This window comes from Pseudomonas sp. N040 (assembly GCF_015637705.1).
Lineage (GTDB): Bacteria > Pseudomonadota > Gammaproteobacteria > Pseudomonadales > Pseudomonadaceae > Aquipseudomonas.
Window position 1 is genome coordinate 329,764 of record NZ_JADOBE010000003.1, and the last position, 16,146, is coordinate 345,909.

The 16,146-nt window shown below is 65.2% G+C and carries 18 protein-coding genes; 14 read left to right on the plus strand and 4 right to left on the minus strand.

Features of this window, described 5'->3' with window-relative positions; genetic code table 11:
* The 13 genes from ISX93_RS06875 to ISX93_RS06935 all read left to right on the plus strand — a co-directional run bounded on the left by ISX93_RS06875 (window position 1) and on the right by ISX93_RS06935 (window position 10,240).
* On the plus strand, window positions 1-1,098 hold the full coding sequence (locus tag ISX93_RS06875) for an amino acid ABC transporter permease (protein ID WP_195777966.1): 1,098 nt from the start codon (window positions 1-3) through the stop codon (window positions 1,096-1,098).
* Window positions 1,099-1,236: 138 nt separating this feature from the next.
* On the plus strand, window positions 1,237-1,998 hold the full coding sequence (locus ISX93_RS06880) for an amino acid ABC transporter ATP-binding protein (RefSeq protein WP_195777967.1): 762 nt from the start codon (window positions 1,237-1,239) through the stop codon (window positions 1,996-1,998).
* 117 nt (window positions 1,999-2,115) lie between these two features.
* The gene (locus tag ISX93_RS06885; protein WP_195777968.1) at window positions 2,116-2,811 is read left to right on the plus strand and encodes a glutathione S-transferase family protein; all 696 of its coding nucleotides are present in this window, start codon (window positions 2,116-2,118) and stop codon (window positions 2,809-2,811) included.
* Window positions 2,777-3,130: a GIY-YIG nuclease family protein gene (locus tag ISX93_RS06890; protein WP_195778024.1), complete on the plus strand. Its 354-nt coding sequence runs from the start codon at window positions 2,777-2,779 to the stop codon at window positions 3,128-3,130. Before ISX93_RS06885 ends, ISX93_RS06890 begins: the two co-directional genes overlap by 35 nt.
* A 36-nt stretch (window positions 3,131-3,166) precedes the next feature.
* Window positions 3,167-4,102, plus strand: coding sequence for a glutathione S-transferase family protein (locus ISX93_RS06895; protein ID WP_195777969.1), 936 nt, complete (start codon window positions 3,167-3,169; stop codon window positions 4,100-4,102).
* 61 nt (window positions 4,103-4,163) lie between these two features.
* Window positions 4,164-5,792: a GGDEF domain-containing protein gene (locus tag ISX93_RS06900; protein ID WP_195777970.1), complete on the plus strand. Its 1,629-nt coding sequence runs from the start codon at window positions 4,164-4,166 to the stop codon at window positions 5,790-5,792.
* 168 nt (window positions 5,793-5,960) lie between these two features.
* Window positions 5,961-7,184 (plus strand): amine dehydrogenase large subunit, encoded by a 1,224-nt coding sequence (locus tag ISX93_RS06905; RefSeq protein WP_195777971.1) that lies wholly within the window; start codon window positions 5,961-5,963, stop codon window positions 7,182-7,184.
* Window positions 7,178-7,726 (plus strand): MauE/DoxX family redox-associated membrane protein, encoded by a 549-nt coding sequence (locus ISX93_RS06910; RefSeq protein ID WP_195777972.1) that lies wholly within the window; start codon window positions 7,178-7,180, stop codon window positions 7,724-7,726. The genes ISX93_RS06905 and ISX93_RS06910 overlap by 7 nt, the downstream gene beginning before the upstream one ends.
* On the plus strand, window positions 7,723-8,319 hold the full coding sequence (gene mauD / locus ISX93_RS06915) for a methylamine dehydrogenase accessory protein MauD (protein ID WP_195777973.1): 597 nt from the start codon (window positions 7,723-7,725) through the stop codon (window positions 8,317-8,319). Before ISX93_RS06910 ends, mauD begins: the two co-directional genes overlap by 4 nt.
* Before the next feature lie 14 nt (window positions 8,320-8,333).
* A complete protein-coding gene (locus tag ISX93_RS06920; protein WP_195777974.1) occupies window positions 8,334-8,855 on the plus strand; it encodes a methylamine dehydrogenase light chain in 522 nt (173 codons plus the stop codon).
* Window positions 8,855-9,301 (plus strand): cytochrome c, encoded by a 447-nt coding sequence (locus ISX93_RS06925; RefSeq protein WP_195777975.1) that lies wholly within the window; start codon window positions 8,855-8,857, stop codon window positions 9,299-9,301. The genes ISX93_RS06920 and ISX93_RS06925 overlap by 1 nt, the downstream gene beginning before the upstream one ends.
* A gap of 5 nt (window positions 9,302-9,306) precedes the next feature.
* On the plus strand, window positions 9,307-9,930 hold the full coding sequence (locus ISX93_RS06930) for a cytochrome c4 (protein WP_195777976.1): 624 nt from the start codon (window positions 9,307-9,309) through the stop codon (window positions 9,928-9,930).
* Window positions 9,931-9,946: 16 nt separating this feature from the next.
* Window positions 9,947-10,240, plus strand: a complete 294-nt coding sequence (locus tag ISX93_RS06935; RefSeq protein WP_195777977.1) for a putative quinol monooxygenase — start codon at window positions 9,947-9,949, stop codon at window positions 10,238-10,240.
* 55 nt (window positions 10,241-10,295) lie between these two features.
* On the opposite strand, the gene ISX93_RS06940 is transcribed toward ISX93_RS06935, so the two are convergent.
* Both ISX93_RS06940 and ISX93_RS06945 read right to left on the minus strand, forming a co-directional pair.
* Window positions 10,296-10,730, minus strand: a complete 435-nt coding sequence (locus tag ISX93_RS06940) for a DoxX family protein (protein ID WP_195777978.1) — start codon at window positions 10,728-10,730, stop codon at window positions 10,296-10,298.
* A complete protein-coding gene (locus tag ISX93_RS06945) occupies window positions 10,727-11,599 on the minus strand; it encodes a pirin family protein (RefSeq protein ID WP_195777979.1) in 873 nt (290 codons plus the stop codon). Before ISX93_RS06945 ends, ISX93_RS06940 begins: the two co-directional genes overlap by 4 nt.
* A gap of 298 nt (window positions 11,600-11,897) precedes the next feature.
* Here ISX93_RS06945 and ISX93_RS06950 point away from each other — a divergent pair, with 298 nt between their 5' ends.
* Window positions 11,898-13,259 (plus strand): O-antigen ligase family protein, encoded by a 1,362-nt coding sequence (locus ISX93_RS06950; protein ID WP_195777980.1) that lies wholly within the window; start codon window positions 11,898-11,900, stop codon window positions 13,257-13,259.
* Window positions 13,260-13,283: 24 nt separating this feature from the next.
* Here ISX93_RS06950 and ISX93_RS06955 read toward each other — a convergent pair whose 3' ends face one another.
* Together ISX93_RS06955 and ISX93_RS06960 are read right to left on the minus strand one after the other, a co-directional pair.
* Window positions 13,284-13,970: a glutathione S-transferase family protein gene (locus tag ISX93_RS06955; RefSeq protein WP_195777981.1), complete on the minus strand. Its 687-nt coding sequence runs from the start codon at window positions 13,968-13,970 to the stop codon at window positions 13,284-13,286.
* A gap of 192 nt (window positions 13,971-14,162) precedes the next feature.
* Entirely contained in the window at window positions 14,163-15,494 is a 1,332-nt protein-coding gene (locus ISX93_RS06960) for a DUF58 domain-containing protein (RefSeq protein ID WP_195778025.1), read from the minus strand.
* Window positions 15,495-16,146: the final 652 nt, after the last annotated feature.

Genomic DNA, 16,146 nt, shown 5'->3' on the forward strand with positions numbered 1-16,146 from the left:
ATGCAAACCCATACCTTCAAGCCCGATCTGCCACCTCCACCGCTGAGCACGGGGGTGCTGGCCTGGCTGCGCAGCAACCTGTTTTCCAACTGGTTCAATACACTGCTGACCCTGCTCGCGGCCTACCTGGTCTGGCTGGTGATTCCACCGTTGCTGCAGTGGGCCTTCATCGATGCCGACTGGACTGGCAGCACGCGCAGCGATTGCACCGGCGACGGCGCCTGCTGGGTGTTCGTCCGCGAACGCTTCAGCCAGTTCATGTACGGCTTTTATCCCGAGGAACTGCGCTGGCGGGTCAACCTGACGGTGCTGCTGGCGATTTTCGGGGCAGCGCCACTGTTTGTCGCGCGCATGCCGCGCAAGCTGCTCTATGCCCCGGGCTATCTGCTGCTGTATCCGCTGCTGGCCTTCTGGCTGCTGCATGGCGGATTCCTCGGCCTGGAGCAGGTCAATACCAGCCAGTGGGGCGGCCTGATGCTGACCCTGGTGATTGCCGCCGTCGGCATTGCCGGCGCCCTGCCGCTGGGCATCCTGCTGGCGCTCGGGCGGCGCTCGGACCTGCCGGCGATTCGCGTGCTGTGCGTGACCTTCATCGAGTTCTGGCGCGGCGTGCCGCTGATCACCGTGCTGTTCATGTCCTCGGTGATGCTGCCGCTGTTTCTGCCCGAAGGGCTGAGCTTCGACAAGCTGGTGCGCGCGCTGATCGGGGTGATCCTGTTCCAGTCGGCCTATATCGCCGAGGTGGTGCGCGGCGGCCTGCAGGCGATTCCCAAGGGGCAGTACGAGGCGGCAGCGGCGCTGGGGCTGGGTTACTGGCGGATGATGGGTTTGGTGATTTTGCCGCAGGCGCTGAAACTGGTGATCCCGGGCATCGTCAACACCTTCATTGCCCTGTTCAAGGACACCAGCCTGGTGATCATCATCGGCCTGTTCGACCTGCTCAACAGCATCAAGCAGGCCACCACCGACCCGGCCTGGATCGGCATGGCCACCGAGGGCTACGTGTTTGCCGCCCTGGTGTTCTGGATCTTCTGTTTCGGCATGTCGCGCTATTCCCTGCGCCTGGAACACAGGCTGGACACGGGGCACAAGCGGTAGGGCAGTCATCCCCTCGCCCCTTGGGGAGACGACTGCATGGATGCAGGAGGTAGAGCGACGCAGGAAGCCAAAGCCGAGGGATAGGGAGAGGGGTATGCAGCGCATAATCGGTTTAACGAGTTGCCAGGAGCCAAGTAGATGAGTCAAGCCAGCCTAAAGCCCGCCAGCGAGCCGATGATCCTGCTGCAGGGGGTAAACAAGTGGTACGGCCAGTTCCATGTGCTCAAGGACATCAACCTGAGCGTGCAGCCGGGCGAGCGCATCGTCCTCTGCGGGCCGTCCGGTTCGGGCAAGTCGACCACCATCCGCTGCATCAACCGCCTGGAAGAACACCAGCAGGGGCGCATCGTCGTCGACGGCACCGAGCTGACCAGCGACCTCAAGCATATCGAGGCGATCCGCCGCGAAGTGGGCATGGTGTTCCAGCACTTCAACCTGTTCCCGCACCTGACCGTGCTGCAGAACTGCACGCTGGCGCCGATGTGGGTGCGCCAGATGCCGCGCAAGCAGGCCGAGGAGGTGGCCATGCACTTCCTCAAGCGCGTGCGCATTCCGGAACAGGCCAACAAGTTTCCCGGCCAGCTGTCCGGCGGCCAGCAGCAGCGCGTGGCGATTGCCCGCGCGCTGTGCATGAAGCCCAAGATCATGCTGTTCGACGAGCCGACTTCGGCACTGGATCCGGAGATGGTCAAGGAAGTACTGGATACCATGATCGGCCTCGCCGAAGACGGCATGACCATGCTCTGCGTGACTCACGAGATGGGCTTTGCGCGCACCGTGGCGAACCGGGTGATCTTCATGGACAAAGGCGAGATCGTCGAGCAGGCCGATCCCGAGACCTTCTTCAATCATCCGCAGAATGAGCGGACCCAACTGTTCCTCAGCCAGATACTGCATTGACTGTCCTTGGGGCGGACGGATAAACCCCTCGTTGTTACCTTCGCTTGACCTGAACAGGCTGGTCAGTGCGCCGATAATTGCCTAACCTCGGCGCCTGTGTCCCTGCGGATCATCGACATGCTCACGCTTTTCCAGTTCGCTCCGGCCTTCAACGTTCCCAACCCCAGCCCGTACTGCCTCAAGGTCGAGACTTACCTGCGCATGGCCGGGCTGGAGTACCGGGTCAGGAGCATGGCCGACCCGCGCAAGGCCCCCCGCGGCAAGCTGCCCTTCATCGAGCTGGACGGCCAGCTGATTGCCGACTCGGCGATCATCCTGCGCACGCTGAGCGAGCGCGGCAGCGACCTCGATGCGCCGCTGGATGCGCCCGGCCGGGCCCGTGCGCTGGCGATTGCGCGGCTCTGCGATGAGCATCTGGCGGTATTGACGGTGTATTTCCGCTGGATTGACGACGAGGGCTGGGCGCAGATCAAACCGGCCTTCTTCGGCACGTTGCCGGCACCGCTGCGCTGGATTGTCCCCGGGCTGATACGCCGCAAGCTGGCTAACGGTTATGTGGCGCAAGGCATCGGGCGGCACTCGCGGAACGAACTGCTGGATTTTGCCCGGGAAGACCTGCAGGCGCTCGACGCGCTGCTGGGTGCGGCGGCCTTCTTTGGTGGCGCGCAGCCGTGCAGCGCCGACGCTTCAGCCTACGGGGTACTGGCCAACCTGATCCTCGCCACTGCGGAAACCCCGGTGAATCGGATGGCCCGAGAGTTTCCGCGGCTGGTGGCGTATTGCCAGCGGGTGCGCGAGCAGTTCTGGGCCTGATGGCGTGAATCGGCCCTGGTTTGTCTACCTGGTGCGCGCCGCCAATGGCGCCCTGTACTGCGGTATCAGCGATGATCCAGTGCGCCGCTTCGCCCAGCACCAGGCCGGCAAGGGCGCACGGTTCTTTTTCTCCAGTCCGGCTCGGGCGCTGGTATATGTGGAGGCCTGCGCGGACCGCTCGGCGGCGCTGCGCCGCGAACGGGCGATCAAGCAGTTGCCCAAGCCGGCCAAGGAAGTGCTGGCGGCCAGCCCGCCATCCATCAGCCTGATAAGCCCCGATAAGCCCGCCCGGATGGTTGCGCCCGGGACGGGCGCGTAAGCTTTGCGGCCTGGCCACTCACCGAAGGACATTGCCATGCATGAAGTGATCCTGCACAACTACGACGCTTCGCCGTTTGCCGAGAAGGTTCGTCTGATCCTGGGCTACAAGCAGCTGAGCTGGCGCTGGGTGGATATCCCGCGGATCATGCCCAAGCCCGACCTGACAGCCCTCACCGGTGGCTACCGCAAGACCCCGGTGCTGCAGATTGGCGCGGATATCTACTGCGATACGGCGCTGATTGCCCGGCGCCTGGAAGCCGAAAAGACCACTCCCACGCTGTTTCCCGAGGGCCAGGAGTTCACCAGCGCCAGCTTCGCCCTGTGGGTCGACAGCGTGGTGTTCCAGCATGCGGTCAGCCTGGTGTTCCAGCCGGAGTCGATGGCGCTGCGCATGGGCAAGTTGCCCGTGGAAGTGCAGAAGGCCTTCATGGCGGACCGCGCCGGACTGTTCAGCGGTGGCTCGAGCAGTCGCCTGCCGCTGGAGCAGGCGCGCCAGCAATGGCCAACCCTGATGGGCCGCCTGCAGCAGCAGCTGGCGCGCGAGGAGGGCGAGTTCCTGTTTGGCCAGCCCTCGATTGCCGACTTCTCGCTGGCGCATTGCCTGTGGTTCATCAGGAGCACGCCGGTGACTGCGCCACTGGTGGACGACTATCCGGAAGTGGCGGCCTGGCTGGCGCGGGTACTGGGCTTCGGGCATGGTTCGCACAGCCCGCTGGCGGCCGAGGATGCGCTGGCCGTGGCACGCGCGGCGACTCCGGCAGCGCTGCCAGACGCCCCGGCAGTGCCGCTGCATGGCCTCGCAGTTGGCCAGGTGGTGAGCATTGCCGCCACCGACTACGGTGTCGATCCGGTGGCCGGCGAGCTGCTGTATGCCGGCAGCGAGGAACTCATCCTGCGCCGTGAAGATCCGCGGGCCGGTACGCTGCATGTGCATTTCCCGCGAATCGGCTTCAGGCTCGAAGCCGGCTGACGGATCGCATACACTGCGCCGCTGGATTTATTGATTGGTGGGTCCGTTCCGGATTTCTGGCATGCGCAGTATCTTCTCGGCAGGGTTTTTCAGTGGTAGCCCCCGGCGCCTGTTGGCGTTGCTGCTGGTGCTTGCCATGCCGGCCGGCGCGCTGGAACAACCACGCCTGGAGCGTGTACGCCTGCAGCTGAACTGGCAGCACCAGTTCGAATTCGCCGGTTTCTATGCGGCCAAGGCCAAGGGCTTCTACCGTGATGCCGGCCTGGATGTCGAGATTGTCGAGTCAAAGCCGGGCGAGATTTCCGAGCGGCAGGTCATCGAAGGCAAGGCCGAATACGGTATTTCCGATGCCAAGCTGTTGCTCGAGCGGCACAAGGGCAATCCGGTGGTGGTGCTGGCGGTGATCTTCCAGCACTCCCCGGTGGTCTTGCTGGTGCCGAAGGATGGTGCCCGCTCGGTCGCCGAGCTGCGCGGCAAGCGCGTCATGATGGTCGAGGACAACACGGAACTGCTGGCCCTGTTCAGGAAGCAAGGCCTGTCCGAACACGACTACATCCGCGTCGACCCCAGCTATGACCCGCACGACTTGCTCAACGGCAAGGTCGATGCGATGCAGGCCTACGCCTCCGACGAGCCGGATTACCTGGCCCGCGCCGGCTTCGCCTTCCGCACCTTGAGCGCACGGGATGTGGGCATCGACTTCTATGACCTCAACCTGTTTACCACCGAACGGCAGATCGAGTTGCATCCGGAGCAGGTCAGGGCGTTTCGCCAGGCCAGCCTGCGCGGCTGGGAATATGCCATGGAGCATCCCGACGAGATCATGGATGTCCTGCAGCAGGACTACAGCCAGAAACACACCCGCGAACACATGCGCTTCCAGTACCAGCAGATGGTGCCGCTGATCCAGCCGGTGCTGATCGAGCTGGGTTACATGAATCCGGAGCGCTGGCGGCGGATTGCGCAGACCTATGCTGCGCTGGGCATGCTGCCCGAGGATTTCTCCCTGGAGCACCTGCTCTACGACAGCAATCCGCCGCGTGACCTGCGCTGGCTGTATGTCGGCCTGTTGCTGGCGCTGGTCTCGCTGGGCGGCATTTCGCTGGTTGCCATGCGCTTTGCCTTGCTCTCGGCCAGCCTGCGCAGCGAGGTGCGCATCCGCACGGCGTTGCAAGCAGAACTGCAGAATCAGGTGCAGGTGGATTACCTGACCGGCCTGGCCTCGCGCCGCTATTTCATCGACAAGGCCAGCGACGAGGTGGCCCGGGCGCGCCGCTACGGCTTGGCGCTGTCGCTGTGCGTGATCGACCTGGACCACTTCAAGGCGATCAACGATACCCATGGGCACAAGACCGGCGACCGCGTACTGCAGTGCTTCAGCGATATCTGCAGCGGCTCCCTGCGCGAGATTGACATCGCCGGGCGTATGGGCGGCGAGGAATTTGCCATCCTGCTGCCGGAGACCGGCCTGGAACAGGTGCGCCTGGTCGCCGAGCGCTTGCGCGAACGCCTGGCGGAGGAGCGTATGCCGCTTGCCGGTGGCCACACGCTGCGCTTTACCGTATCGATCGGGGTAGCCGTGCTGACACCGGCCGACGAGGATCTGGAGAGCCTGATCGCGCGTGCCGACCGCGCGCTGTATGCGGCCAAGCGTGGCGGGCGCAACCGCGTCTGTATTGCCGAAGGCTAGTACGGGCTTGCGCAGGTGAAATGTAGGTTGGGTTGAGCGCAACGAAGTCCGACGTGCCTGGCGAGGTCAGTCATGTGCCGCGGGCTTAGGACGACTAGAATCCACCACTGGGCGGCTGCCTGCAAACAGCCCCGGTGTCCACTTTTGCCCCACATGGAAATCCCACATATGCTCAAGCGTCTGGCCAGTTACTTCATGCTTTGCGGCCTGTCGCTTGCCGCCCAGATGCCTGCCGCACTGGCGGAAATTGCCCTGGAGCAGGGCACTGTCGAAGTGCTGGAAAAGCATGACGGCCAGCACTGGTTCTGGATCTGGGGCAATCGCGCGCCGAGCATGATCGACGGCCGCGCGCTGCTGTTCGATGACCACGGCCAGATGCTCGGCCAGCTGGATACCGGCTTCTGGTTCAACAGCCTGTTGCCAGCGCAGTCGCGCAATGAGCTGTTCGCCGTGGAAACCTATTTCAGCCGTGGCACCCGCGGCGAGCGCACCGACGTGGTCAGTGTCTACGACCCGCTGACGCTCAAACCCAAACGCGAAATTCCCATCCCGCCCAAACGCATCAACGCGCTGGGCAACACCGGCCTGAGCGTGCTGTCGGACGACGAGCGCTTCCTGCTGGTGCTCAATTACACCCCGGCACAGTCGATCAGCATCATCGACCTGAATGCCGACCGCTTCGTCGGCGAGGTGGAAACCCCCGGCTGCGCTTCGGTCTACCCGGCCGGCCCGCGCGATTTCTACTCGATCTGCGGCGACGGCAGTTTTCTGCATTTGCGCCTGGATGATCAGGGCGCAGTGCTGCTCAAGCAGCGCAGCCAGCCGTTGTTCGACCCGCTCAAGGACCTGTTCACCACCTCGGCTTCGCGGATCGGCGACACCTGGTACTTCGTCTCCCGCGAGAACCATGCTTACGCCGTGCAGATGACGGCCGACGCGTTGAAAGTGGCGCGCAGCTGGTCGCTGGTCTCGGACGCCGAGCGCGCGGATGACTGGCGCATCAGCGGCGTGCAGCACACTGCGGTGCACGCCGCGAGTGGCCGGCTGTTCGTGCTGATGCACCAGGGCGGCCCGGAGACCTTCCAGGAGCCGGGCACTGAGGTCTGGGTGTACGACGTGCAGAGCGGCAGCAAGCTGCAGGCGCTGGAGCTGGAGGAACTGAGCATCTCCATCGGCGTCAGCCCCGGCGCGCAGCCGCGGCTGTACAGCGTCGACTATGTGATGCCGATGCCGTTCCTCGCCACCGCCTGGATCTTCGCCACCGAGGGCAAGGACGGCGTACTGCGCCGCTTGCAGCAGCAGATCAATCTGTATGACGCCGACAGCGGCGAGCATTTGCGCAGGGTCGACGGCTTGCCCTACGGCTACCTGAACATGGTGCTGCCATGGTGATCGGCCTGCTCACCGATCCGGTCTGGGTGACGGCTTCCAGCCTCGGTCTGGTGTTGTTGCTCGGCGCCGCGGCGCTGCACAAACTGCGTGACCGTGGCGGTTTCGCTCAGGTACTGCAGAACTACCGGCTGCTGCCTGGTGGGCTGGAAAAGCCGCTGACGCTGCTGCTGGCGGTGCTGGAACTGGCTGCCGCGGCGGCTCTGCTGCTGCCTTCCTGGCGTGCCCCAGCGGCGCTGCTGGCTGCCGCCTTGTTGCTCTTGTATGCCGGGGTGATGGCGCTGAGCCTGCTGCAAGGCCGGCGGATTGCCGACTGCGGTTGCCATGTCGGCGAGCAGCGGCAGGCGGTCAGCCCCCCGCTGGTGTGGCGCAACCTGCTGCTCGCGCTGCTCGCCCTCAATCTGCTGCAGGCGCCGGGCGGCCGTGTACTGGGGCTGTATGACGGCGTGGTGATCGGCTGTCTGCTGCTTTGTGGCTGTGCCTTCTATCTGCTGGCGAACATCTTGATCGCCAACCACCACTCCGCACGAGAACTCTCTCTATGACCGAGGCTCTGATCGTCTCCAATATCCTTGCCTGGCTGGCCATCATCGGCCTGTTGCTGGTCGTACTGGCGCTGGCCCGGCAGATCGGTTTGCTGCACGAACGCATTCGCCCGGTCGGTGCGCTGTCGCTGGGCAAGGTGATCAAGGCCGGGGAAGAGGCCCCAGCGTTCAATCTGCCAAGTCTGACCGGTGGTGCGTTGAGTCTGGGCGGCGTGAACGCGAACGGGCAGTCGACCCTGTTGTTCTTCCTCTCGCCGACCTGCCCGGTGTGCAAGACCCTGCTGCCGGTGCTCAAGTCGGCGCAGGCACAGGAGCGCAGCTGGCTGCGCGTGGTGCTGGCCAGCGACGGTGACGAGCAGGAACAGCTGGCCTTCATTCGCCGGGAGAATCTCGACGAGTTTCCCTACCTGCTGTCGGCCGAGGTCGGTCTGGCCTACCAGATCGGCAAGCTGCCCTACGCTGTGCTGATCGACGCCCAGGGCAAGGTCGCCGCCCATGGCCTGATCAATACGCGCGAGCATCTGGACAGCCTGTTCGAGGCCAAGCAGCTGGGCTTTTCTTCGGTCCAGCAATTTCACGCGGCCCACAGCTGAAGGATCACGCGACTATGGCAAACAACTGGTTTGATCAACTCACCGAAAAAATGACCCGGCAGACGGCGCGCAGCACCTCCCGGCGCGGCTTTCTCGGCGGGCTCGGCACCCTGCTGATCGGTGCCGGCGCTTTCACCCTGCTGCCGGTCTACCGCAATGGCGCCTTCGCCGCGACCAGCGTTGACGAGGAGGGTGATCCGAACAGCTGCGACTACTGGCGGCACTGCGCCATCGATGGCTTCCTCTGTGGTTGCTGCGGCGGCTCGGCGAGCAGCTGCCCGCCGGGCACGGTGAAATCGGACATCACCTGGATTGGCACCTGCCGCAATCCCACCGACGGCAAGGACTACATCATTTCCTACAACGACTGCTGCGGTAAGAGTAACTGTGGTCGCTGCATCTGCCAGCGCGACCAAGGTGACACGCCGATCTACCGGCCACAGAGTTCCAACGACCTCAACTGGTGTACCGGCAGCCAGGCCAACGTGCCGTATCACTGCTCGCTGTCGGTGGTGATTGGCGTCAAGGAGCATTGATGCGCACGGCGGCACTGCTGCTGTTGCTGGCGGCGAGTTCGAGCTGGGCAACCGAGCCGGCCGAGGCTGACTACATGCTCAACTGTCAGGGTTGTCACCTGCCCGATGGCAGCGGTTTTCCTTCGCGTCAGGTGCCGGACTTGCGCAACCAGATGGGCCGCTTCCTCAGCGTGCCGGGCGGGCGAGAATTCCTCGTGCAGGTGCCAGGCTCGGCACAGACCGCACTGAATGATGCCGATCTGGCGCGTCTGCTGAACTGGATGCTGTTGCGCTTCAGCGCGGCGCAGCTGCCGGTGTATTTTCAACCCTACACGGCGGCGGAAGTTGGCCCGCTGCGCAAGCAGCCGCTGGCACGGGTCAGTGAGGTGCGCAGCGAATTGCTGGAACGCATCGCGCATCAGGAGCAGGTGCAACTTGGCGGGCTGACCTCAACCACTAACAGGTAAAAAACATGCACAAGATTTTCGGCCTGTCTTTGTTGTTCCTGCTAGCACCTGCCGGTGCCCAAGCCGCCAACGGCACCGCAGCGGAGTTGCTGGCCGGTTGCGCGAGCTGTCATGGCGCGCAGGGCCAGGGCAATCAGGCGCTTGGCGCGCCGCCCCTGGCCGGTCAGGATGCCGCCTACCTGGCACGCCAGCTGAGCAACTTCAAGTCGGGCCGGCGCGGCTATGCCGGGCAGGATGCGTCCGGGCAGGCCATGCGTGCGCAGGCCGCTGGTCTCGACGAACAGCAGATCGCCAGCCTGGCGCAGCACTACGCCGGCCTGCCCGCGGTACTCCTGGCGGCGGCCGCGGAGTTGCCCGATCCGCTGGGCGCCGCGCGCTACCTGGACACCTGCGCGGCCTGCCACGGCGTGCAGGCCCAGGGTTATCCGCAGATGCAGGCCCCCAACCTGCGCCTCCTCGGCGGCTGGTACATCGACCAGCAACTGGCCAGCTACATACGCGGCTGGCGTGGCGCGGAAGCGCATGCCGACATCCAGGGCATGTGGATGCGTTCGATCGCCACGCATGTCGGTTCCGGCGCAGACCTGGCTGCGCTGATCGGCTACATTCAGACGCTGGGTAGCCAGTGAACGCGGAGACACGCTGATGATCGTTTTGCTGGGAAGTGTGCAGGTGCAGCCGGAACGGCTGGAGGAGGCGCTGGCGCTGAGCCAGGTGCATGTACGGCGCTCGCGCGGCGAGCCGGGCTGCATTGCCCATGCGGTGTACCTGGATCCGGAAGACCCGCTGCGCCTGGTATTTGTCGAGCGCTGGGCCGACCAGGCGGCGTTGCAGGTGCATTTTGGCCTGTCCGCGTCGCGCCAGTTCGCCGGCGCGCTGACCCAACTGGCCAGCGCCGCGCCGGAGATGCAGATCTACCAGGCCACGCTGACCGGCTGAGCAGCGGGGGTAACCTCGTGTGGTTAGCTACCCCCGCAGCGGCTATACGCCAGACTCAAGCAGCATGGCTGAGCCGGCCATCCAGGGAGAAACGGCCCGCGCCGGAAATCAGCAGGGCCAGTGAAGCCACCAGTAGCACGAAGCCATATTCATAGCCGTTGTTGGCCATGAAGAAGCCATTGCCGCTGTGCACGCTGAAGATCGCCACCAGCATGGTGAAGGCGGTCAGCGCTGCCGCCGGGCGGGTGAGCAGGCCCAGTACCAGCGCCAGACCACCGAAGAACTCGGCCGAGCCGGCCAGCGCGGCCATCAGCAGGCCTGGCTGCAAGCCGATCGAGTCCATCCACTGACCGGTGCCCTCCAGACCATAGCCGCCGAACCAGCCGAACAGTTTTTGTGCGCCATGCGGCATCAGCGCCAGGCCGAGGCCGACGCGCAGTACCAGTGAGGACAGGGATTTGTCAGTGTGCAGCAGGTTCATCAGGTTCATGGTGTAGCTCCTTCTGGGTTTTGCGGTGGTTGGCCAAGTATGCCGTTGCGGTAGTCCGCAATGGCCTGTTGGATTTCGGCTTCGCTGTCCATCACGAACGGGCCGTGCTGGACGATCGGCTCGCCCAGTGGTGTGCCGGCCAGCAACAACAGGCGCACACCCTCGGCACCTGCAGTCAGGCTGACCTGCTCGCCTTCGCTGAAGCGGACCAGCTGGCCCGGCTGGATCGGCAGCCCGGTCGCCAGCATGCCCTCGTAGACATACGCCAGCAGGGTGTCCTGCGCGGGCAACGCGAGGTTCAGGCTCGCCCCGGCGGGCAGCTGCAGGTCGAGGGTCCGCGCGCCAGCGGCCAGGCTATCCAGCGGGCTGCGGAGCAGCGTGCCGTCGACCGTCCAGCTGCCGCCAAACACCCGGGCCGAACCGCCACTGGCGAGGCTCAGCGTGGGCAGTTCGCCGGCGACCGCCTGGCGGTATTCCGGGGCCTTCATCTTCTGTGCGGCCGGCAGGTTGATCCACAGCTGGAAGCCATGCAGCAGCCCGTCATGGATCAGCGGCATTTCCGAATGGATGATGCCGCTGCCGGTGGACATCCACTGGGCACCGCCATTGCGCAGCTCGGCACGGTGGCCGAAGTTGTCTTCATGGATGAAGCCGCCGGAGAGCATGTAGGTCAGGGTTTCGATGCCGCGATGGGGATGCGCGGGAAAGCCGCCGACGTAATCGGCCTGATCATCCGAACGGATTTCATCCAGCATCAGAAACGGATCGAGGTCATGCTGCTGCTGGCCAAGCACGCGCCGGATGCGCACGCCATCACCATCCCGGCTGTTGCGTCCGGGCAGAATCTGCTGGATCTTGCGACTGTTCATGGGTACCTCCCTTCAAGGCTCAAACTGCCTGTGCGAGCCATAATATATCTACGCGTATCAGTTAAATAACGCTAAATACCGCTATTTATAATCGAATATTTGAATGTTTCTGCTTGCGGGTCGTCCTAGGCCTTGCCAATACGCGTTCGTGCAGGAGCGTCGCCCCGGCGCGCGCTTTTGGCGGGCCGGCGCAAGGGAGTGCTTACAGCCCCCGGCCGAACCCCCTACAATCCTCAACCTTTGCCGCAGGCGCCAGCCGCCTGTCGGCCAGCCAACCAGCGCGCGGATCAACCCAGCCATGCCTCACACCAGCAGTCTTCTCGAGCGCTTCCTCGTAGCCGGGCTTCTCCTGCTGCTGCTCTGGCTGCCCCTGCCGCTGGGCAGCAACCGCGACTGGGCGATCGGGCTATTCAGCCTGTGCACCGGCATCCTCGCTGCCGGCTGGGCGCTGGCCTGCTGGCGCGGCCTGCTCGGACCCGCCAGCCGCATCACCCTGCACGCGGCGCGGCCCATGCTGGCCCTGCTGCTGGCAACCCAGGCCTGGGTCGCCGTGCAGTGGCTCAGCGGGCTGAGCGTCGATAACGGCGCAACCTTCAAATACCTGCTGCTGGGAATAGCCTACAGCCTGCTGTTTCTGCTGACCGTCAGCCTGATGCACACGCGCAAGCGGCTCAGCCTGCTGCTCGCGATCCTGGTCGTCAGCGGCACCCTGCAGGCGTTCTGGGGTTCATTCATGACCCTGTCGGGAGTCGAGTGGCTGCTGGTCGGCCCGAAGGACACCGGCGTCGGCGTTGCCACCGGTACCTTCGTCAACCGCAACCACCTCGCCGGCTACCTGGAGATGAGCCTGGCCTGCGGCATCGGCCTGCTGCTGGCGCTGCGCGATGGCCGGCCGTTCAGTTGGGTGAATGTGCTGGAGTTGCTGCTCGGACCGAAGGCACGCCTGCGCCTGGCGCTGGTGGTGATGGTCATCGCTCTGGTGCTGACCCGTTCGCGCACCGGCAACACTGCCTTCTTTGTCAGCCTGCTGCTGGTCGGCGGCCTGTTCGTGCTGCTGGAACGGCAACATCGCCTGCGCAACAGCCTGATCCTGGCCAGCATCATCCTCATCGACGTGCTGGTGATCAGCCAGTACTTCGGCCTCGAGCAACTGCGCGAGCGCATCGTCAATACGCAGTTGACGGATGTGGTGGTCGAAGGGGTGGTGGTGAAGCAGTCCACCGAAGACCGCCCCGACGTGTTCGGTTACGCCTTGCCGCTGCTGCTCGAACGGCCGCTGTCCGGCCAGGGTGCCGGCAGCTTCGAGGCGGCCTTCCCCAAATACCCCGGCGCCGATATCCGCGGCCACTTCGACCACGCGCACAACGACTACCTGCAGTTCGGTATCGAGTACGGCCTGCTCGGCAGCCTGTCGCTGGCGGCTTTCGTCCTGCTGGCCCTGTGGCATGCGCTGCGCGCCCTGTGGCAGCGCCAGTCGGTGTACCGCAGCGGCGTCGGTTTCGGCGCGGCCATGGGCATCCTCGCCCTGCTGATCCACTCCGGCACCGACTTCAACCTGCAGATCCCGGCCAACGCCGCCACCTTCGTGGTGCTCTGCGCCATCGCCGTCCTGGCCGGCAGCCACAGCCATCCGCACCGGCGTCCGGGCAAGGCCGCCTAGCCGGGCACCGGTGGCGGTTGGCGGTCAGGCCCGGAGTACCGGGCCGCCGACCTGGATGGCGCGCTGGTAGGCCGGGCGCTGCAGCATGCGCTGCTTGTAGGCTTGCAGGTGCGGGTAGCGGGTGGCGTCCTCACCGCGCGCGAGCAGCGCTTCCACGGCGAAGCTCATCTGGAAGTCGGCCATGCTCAGTTGCTCGCCGGCAAACCAGGTGTGGCTGGCCAGGTGCTGCTCGATGAACGCCAGCGCCGTGTTGATGTTCGGATCGACCAGTTTGGCCTGTACCTGCTGGCACAGCTTGCGGGCGATCGGGCGGACGAAGAACGGCATCGGTTGGGTCGGGATGGTGGTGAACACCAGCTTCATGACCAGCCAGTTCATCAGCGAGCCTTCGGCGTAATGCATCCAGAAACGGCACTGGCGGTGTGCCTCGCTGCCGGCCGCCGGGGTCAGGCTGGCCAGTTCGCCCTGGCCGAGATGGCCGTAGGTTTCCACCAGGTATTCGATGATCGCCGCGGACTCGGCGACCGTCACCGCGCCGTCGGTGATCACCGGCGACTTGCCCAGCGGATGAATCGCTTTCAGTTCCGGCGGCGCCAGCCGGGTCTGCGGGTTGCGCTGGTAGAGCTTCAGTTCATAGGGGATCTTGAGTTCTTCCAGCAGCCAGAGGATGCGTTGCGAGCGTGAGGTTTCCAGGTGGTGGAGAGTGAGCATCGGGCGGGTCCTTGCGTGGGTGGAATTGGGGTTTATTGGTCCGGCATGATCTGAACCGGTCGCGCAGCCATTGTAGGAGCCAGCTTGCTGGCGATCCGGGGTACGAGAGGCATCGCCAGCAAGCTGGCTCCTACCCCGCGCGTGCGGGCATTCAGTTTATCTGCGGCCCGCATCCCCAGGTGTGTCGCTGGCTCAGAGTACCCCGGCCTTTTTCCAGGCCAGGTAGCGGCTGACCAGCTGCGGCCCCAGCTCACTGGGACGCACATCGAGCAGCGGCACGCCGTTGGCGCGCAGGCGCTCGTGCAGGCTGCCGCGGGCATTCAGGTAGCCGACCGTGCCGCAGTAGGCCAGCGCCTGGGCATAGTTGTCCACCGGCTCCTCACGCAGGCGATCGAGCACTTCTTCGCGCAGGCTGGCGAGCAGGACCAGGTGCTGGCGACCCAGGCGCTTGAGTGCTCCCAGCAGTTCTTCGTCCTCCTCGTCGCGCAGGTTGCTGATCAGCACCACCAGGGCGCGGCGCTTCTGCCGCGCCAGCAGCTGGCTGACCGCCGCCGCGTAGTCCGCCGGGCGCTGGGTGCTGTGCAGGTCGTACACGCTGTTGAGCAGGGCGCTGAGTTGCGCCATCCCCTTGGCGGGGGCGAGGAAGCGCGGCTGCTCGCCGGCGAAGGTACTCAGGCCCACCGCATCGCCCTGGCGCAGGGCCACATAAGCCAGCAGCAGGCTGGCATTCAGGGCGTGATCGAAGTGCGCCAGTTCGCCGTCCTGGCTGCGCATGCGCCGGCCGCAGTCGAGCAGGAAGATGATCTGCTGGTCGCGTTCGTCCTGGTACTCGCGGACGATCGGTGTACGCTTGCGCGCAGTGGCTTTCCAGTCGATCTGGCGCAGGGTGTCGCCATCACGGAACTCGCGCAGCTGGTGAAATTCCATGCCCAGCCCGCGGCGTTGCTGCTGGCGCACGCCGAGCTGCTGCAGCCAGTCGTCGACGGCCATCAGTTCGGCTCCGTGCAGGCGCGCGAAGTCTGGGTAGACCCGCGTTTCCCCAGGCAGCTCGAGCAGGCGCCGGCCTTGCCACAGCCCGAGCGGGCCGGGCAGCTGCAGTTCGCAGCAGCTGAAATGGAAGTGGCCGCGCTGCAACGGGCGCAGGCGGTAGCCGAGTTCGCAGCTGTGCCCGGGGAGCAGAGTGACCGACAGCGGAAAGCTGTCGCAGGCCATGCCGGCCGGGACGTGGTCGAACACGCCGATGCGGATCGGCTGGTTGCCGCTGTACTGCAGGTGCAGGCGCACCTCGCTCCAGCGGCTGAGCGGCAGGTTGCCCGTCAGCTCGCGCTGCACCTGTGGCGTCGGCAGGCGACGCAGCAACCGGGCGTCGAGCAGGGCGGCCAGCAGCAGGCTGCACAGCAGGCCCCACCACAGCGGGGCGAGCTGTGGCGGCAGGGCAACGCCGAGCAGCGGCAGGGCTTCGAGCAGGACAGCCAGCCCGGCCAGCGCGGCGGCCAGGCCGAGCAGGCGGTGTGAGGGCCTCAGGGCAGAGTTGTTCAACGGAGTTGGCCCAGCGGAATGGGTTGGCTCAGCGCACATTGCTCGGCCTCCAACCACACGTTTCGCCCCGCCGGGCGCCTCACTTTTCTTTGCTTGTGCAAAGAAAAGTAAGCAAAAGAAACACCCCCCGGCATCCGGGTCTCGCTGCGCTCGACTGCCCTCGCTCCGGCACTGCTCCGAGGGTCGTCGCGAAGGGCCATCCATGGCCCATCGTTCCTCATTTGGCATCCTTGCCAAATGCCCCTCTGCACAGCACCTGCACTCGGCCTCCTGACGGGGCCTGGTCGCCAGCCGCACCGCCCTACCAAACCGATCGATAAACTTCCTGGCTGGCACGGACTGACAGTCCCGTCAGGAGGGAGAGCGGAGTCGGTGTGGAGAGTGGTGAGCGGCATGGATGCCGCGAGAGCTGCGCTGGGCCATGGACGGCCCATCGCAGCGGGCCCCTGGAGCGCCGATGGAGCGAACGCACCCCGAACGCGCAGCGCTCGGGGCCGGATGCCGGGGGCGCTTTCTCTTTGCTTACTTTCTCTTTGCGCAAACAAAGAGAAAGTAAGGCGCCGTGCAGGGCGCAACCAGTAGTCAAACGCCGAGGAAAGCGCTGCGAGCCCACGCAAATGCTCAGGCAACGCTTTAC

Coding starts and splice junctions, on each gene's coding strand:
- ISX93_RS06875 (WP_195777966.1), top strand. CDS start 1: ATGCAAACCCATACCTTCAAGCCCGATCTGCCACCTCCACCGCTGAGC.
- ISX93_RS06880 (WP_195777967.1), top strand. CDS start 1,237: ATGAGTCAAGCCAGCCTAAAGCCCGCCAGCGAGCCGATGATCCTGCTG.
- ISX93_RS06885 (WP_195777968.1), top strand. CDS start 2,116: ATGCTCACGCTTTTCCAGTTCGCTCCGGCCTTCAACGTTCCCAACCCC.
- ISX93_RS06895 (WP_195777969.1), top strand. CDS start 3,167: ATGCATGAAGTGATCCTGCACAACTACGACGCTTCGCCGTTTGCCGAG.
- ISX93_RS06900 (WP_195777970.1), top strand. CDS start 4,164: ATGCGCAGTATCTTCTCGGCAGGGTTTTTCAGTGGTAGCCCCCGGCGC.
- ISX93_RS06905 (WP_195777971.1), top strand. CDS start 5,961: ATGCTCAAGCGTCTGGCCAGTTACTTCATGCTTTGCGGCCTGTCGCTT.
- ISX93_RS06910 (WP_195777972.1), top strand. CDS start 7,178: ATGGTGATCGGCCTGCTCACCGATCCGGTCTGGGTGACGGCTTCCAGC.
- mauD (WP_195777973.1), top strand. CDS start 7,723: ATGACCGAGGCTCTGATCGTCTCCAATATCCTTGCCTGGCTGGCCATC.
- ISX93_RS06920 (WP_195777974.1), top strand. CDS start 8,334: ATGGCAAACAACTGGTTTGATCAACTCACCGAAAAAATGACCCGGCAG.
- ISX93_RS06925 (WP_195777975.1), top strand. CDS start 8,855: ATGCGCACGGCGGCACTGCTGCTGTTGCTGGCGGCGAGTTCGAGCTGG.
- ISX93_RS06930 (WP_195777976.1), top strand. CDS start 9,307: ATGCACAAGATTTTCGGCCTGTCTTTGTTGTTCCTGCTAGCACCTGCC.
- ISX93_RS06935 (WP_195777977.1), top strand. CDS start 9,947: ATGATCGTTTTGCTGGGAAGTGTGCAGGTGCAGCCGGAACGGCTGGAG.
- ISX93_RS06940 (WP_195777978.1), bottom strand. CDS start 10,730: ATGAACCTGATGAACCTGCTGCACACTGACAAATCCCTGTCCTCACTG.
- ISX93_RS06945 (WP_195777979.1), bottom strand. CDS start 11,599: ATGAACAGTCGCAAGATCCAGCAGATTCTGCCCGGACGCAACAGCCGG.
- ISX93_RS06950 (WP_195777980.1), top strand. CDS start 11,898: ATGCCTCACACCAGCAGTCTTCTCGAGCGCTTCCTCGTAGCCGGGCTT.
- ISX93_RS06955 (WP_195777981.1), bottom strand. CDS start 13,970: ATGCTCACTCTCCACCACCTGGAAACCTCACGCTCGCAACGCATCCTC.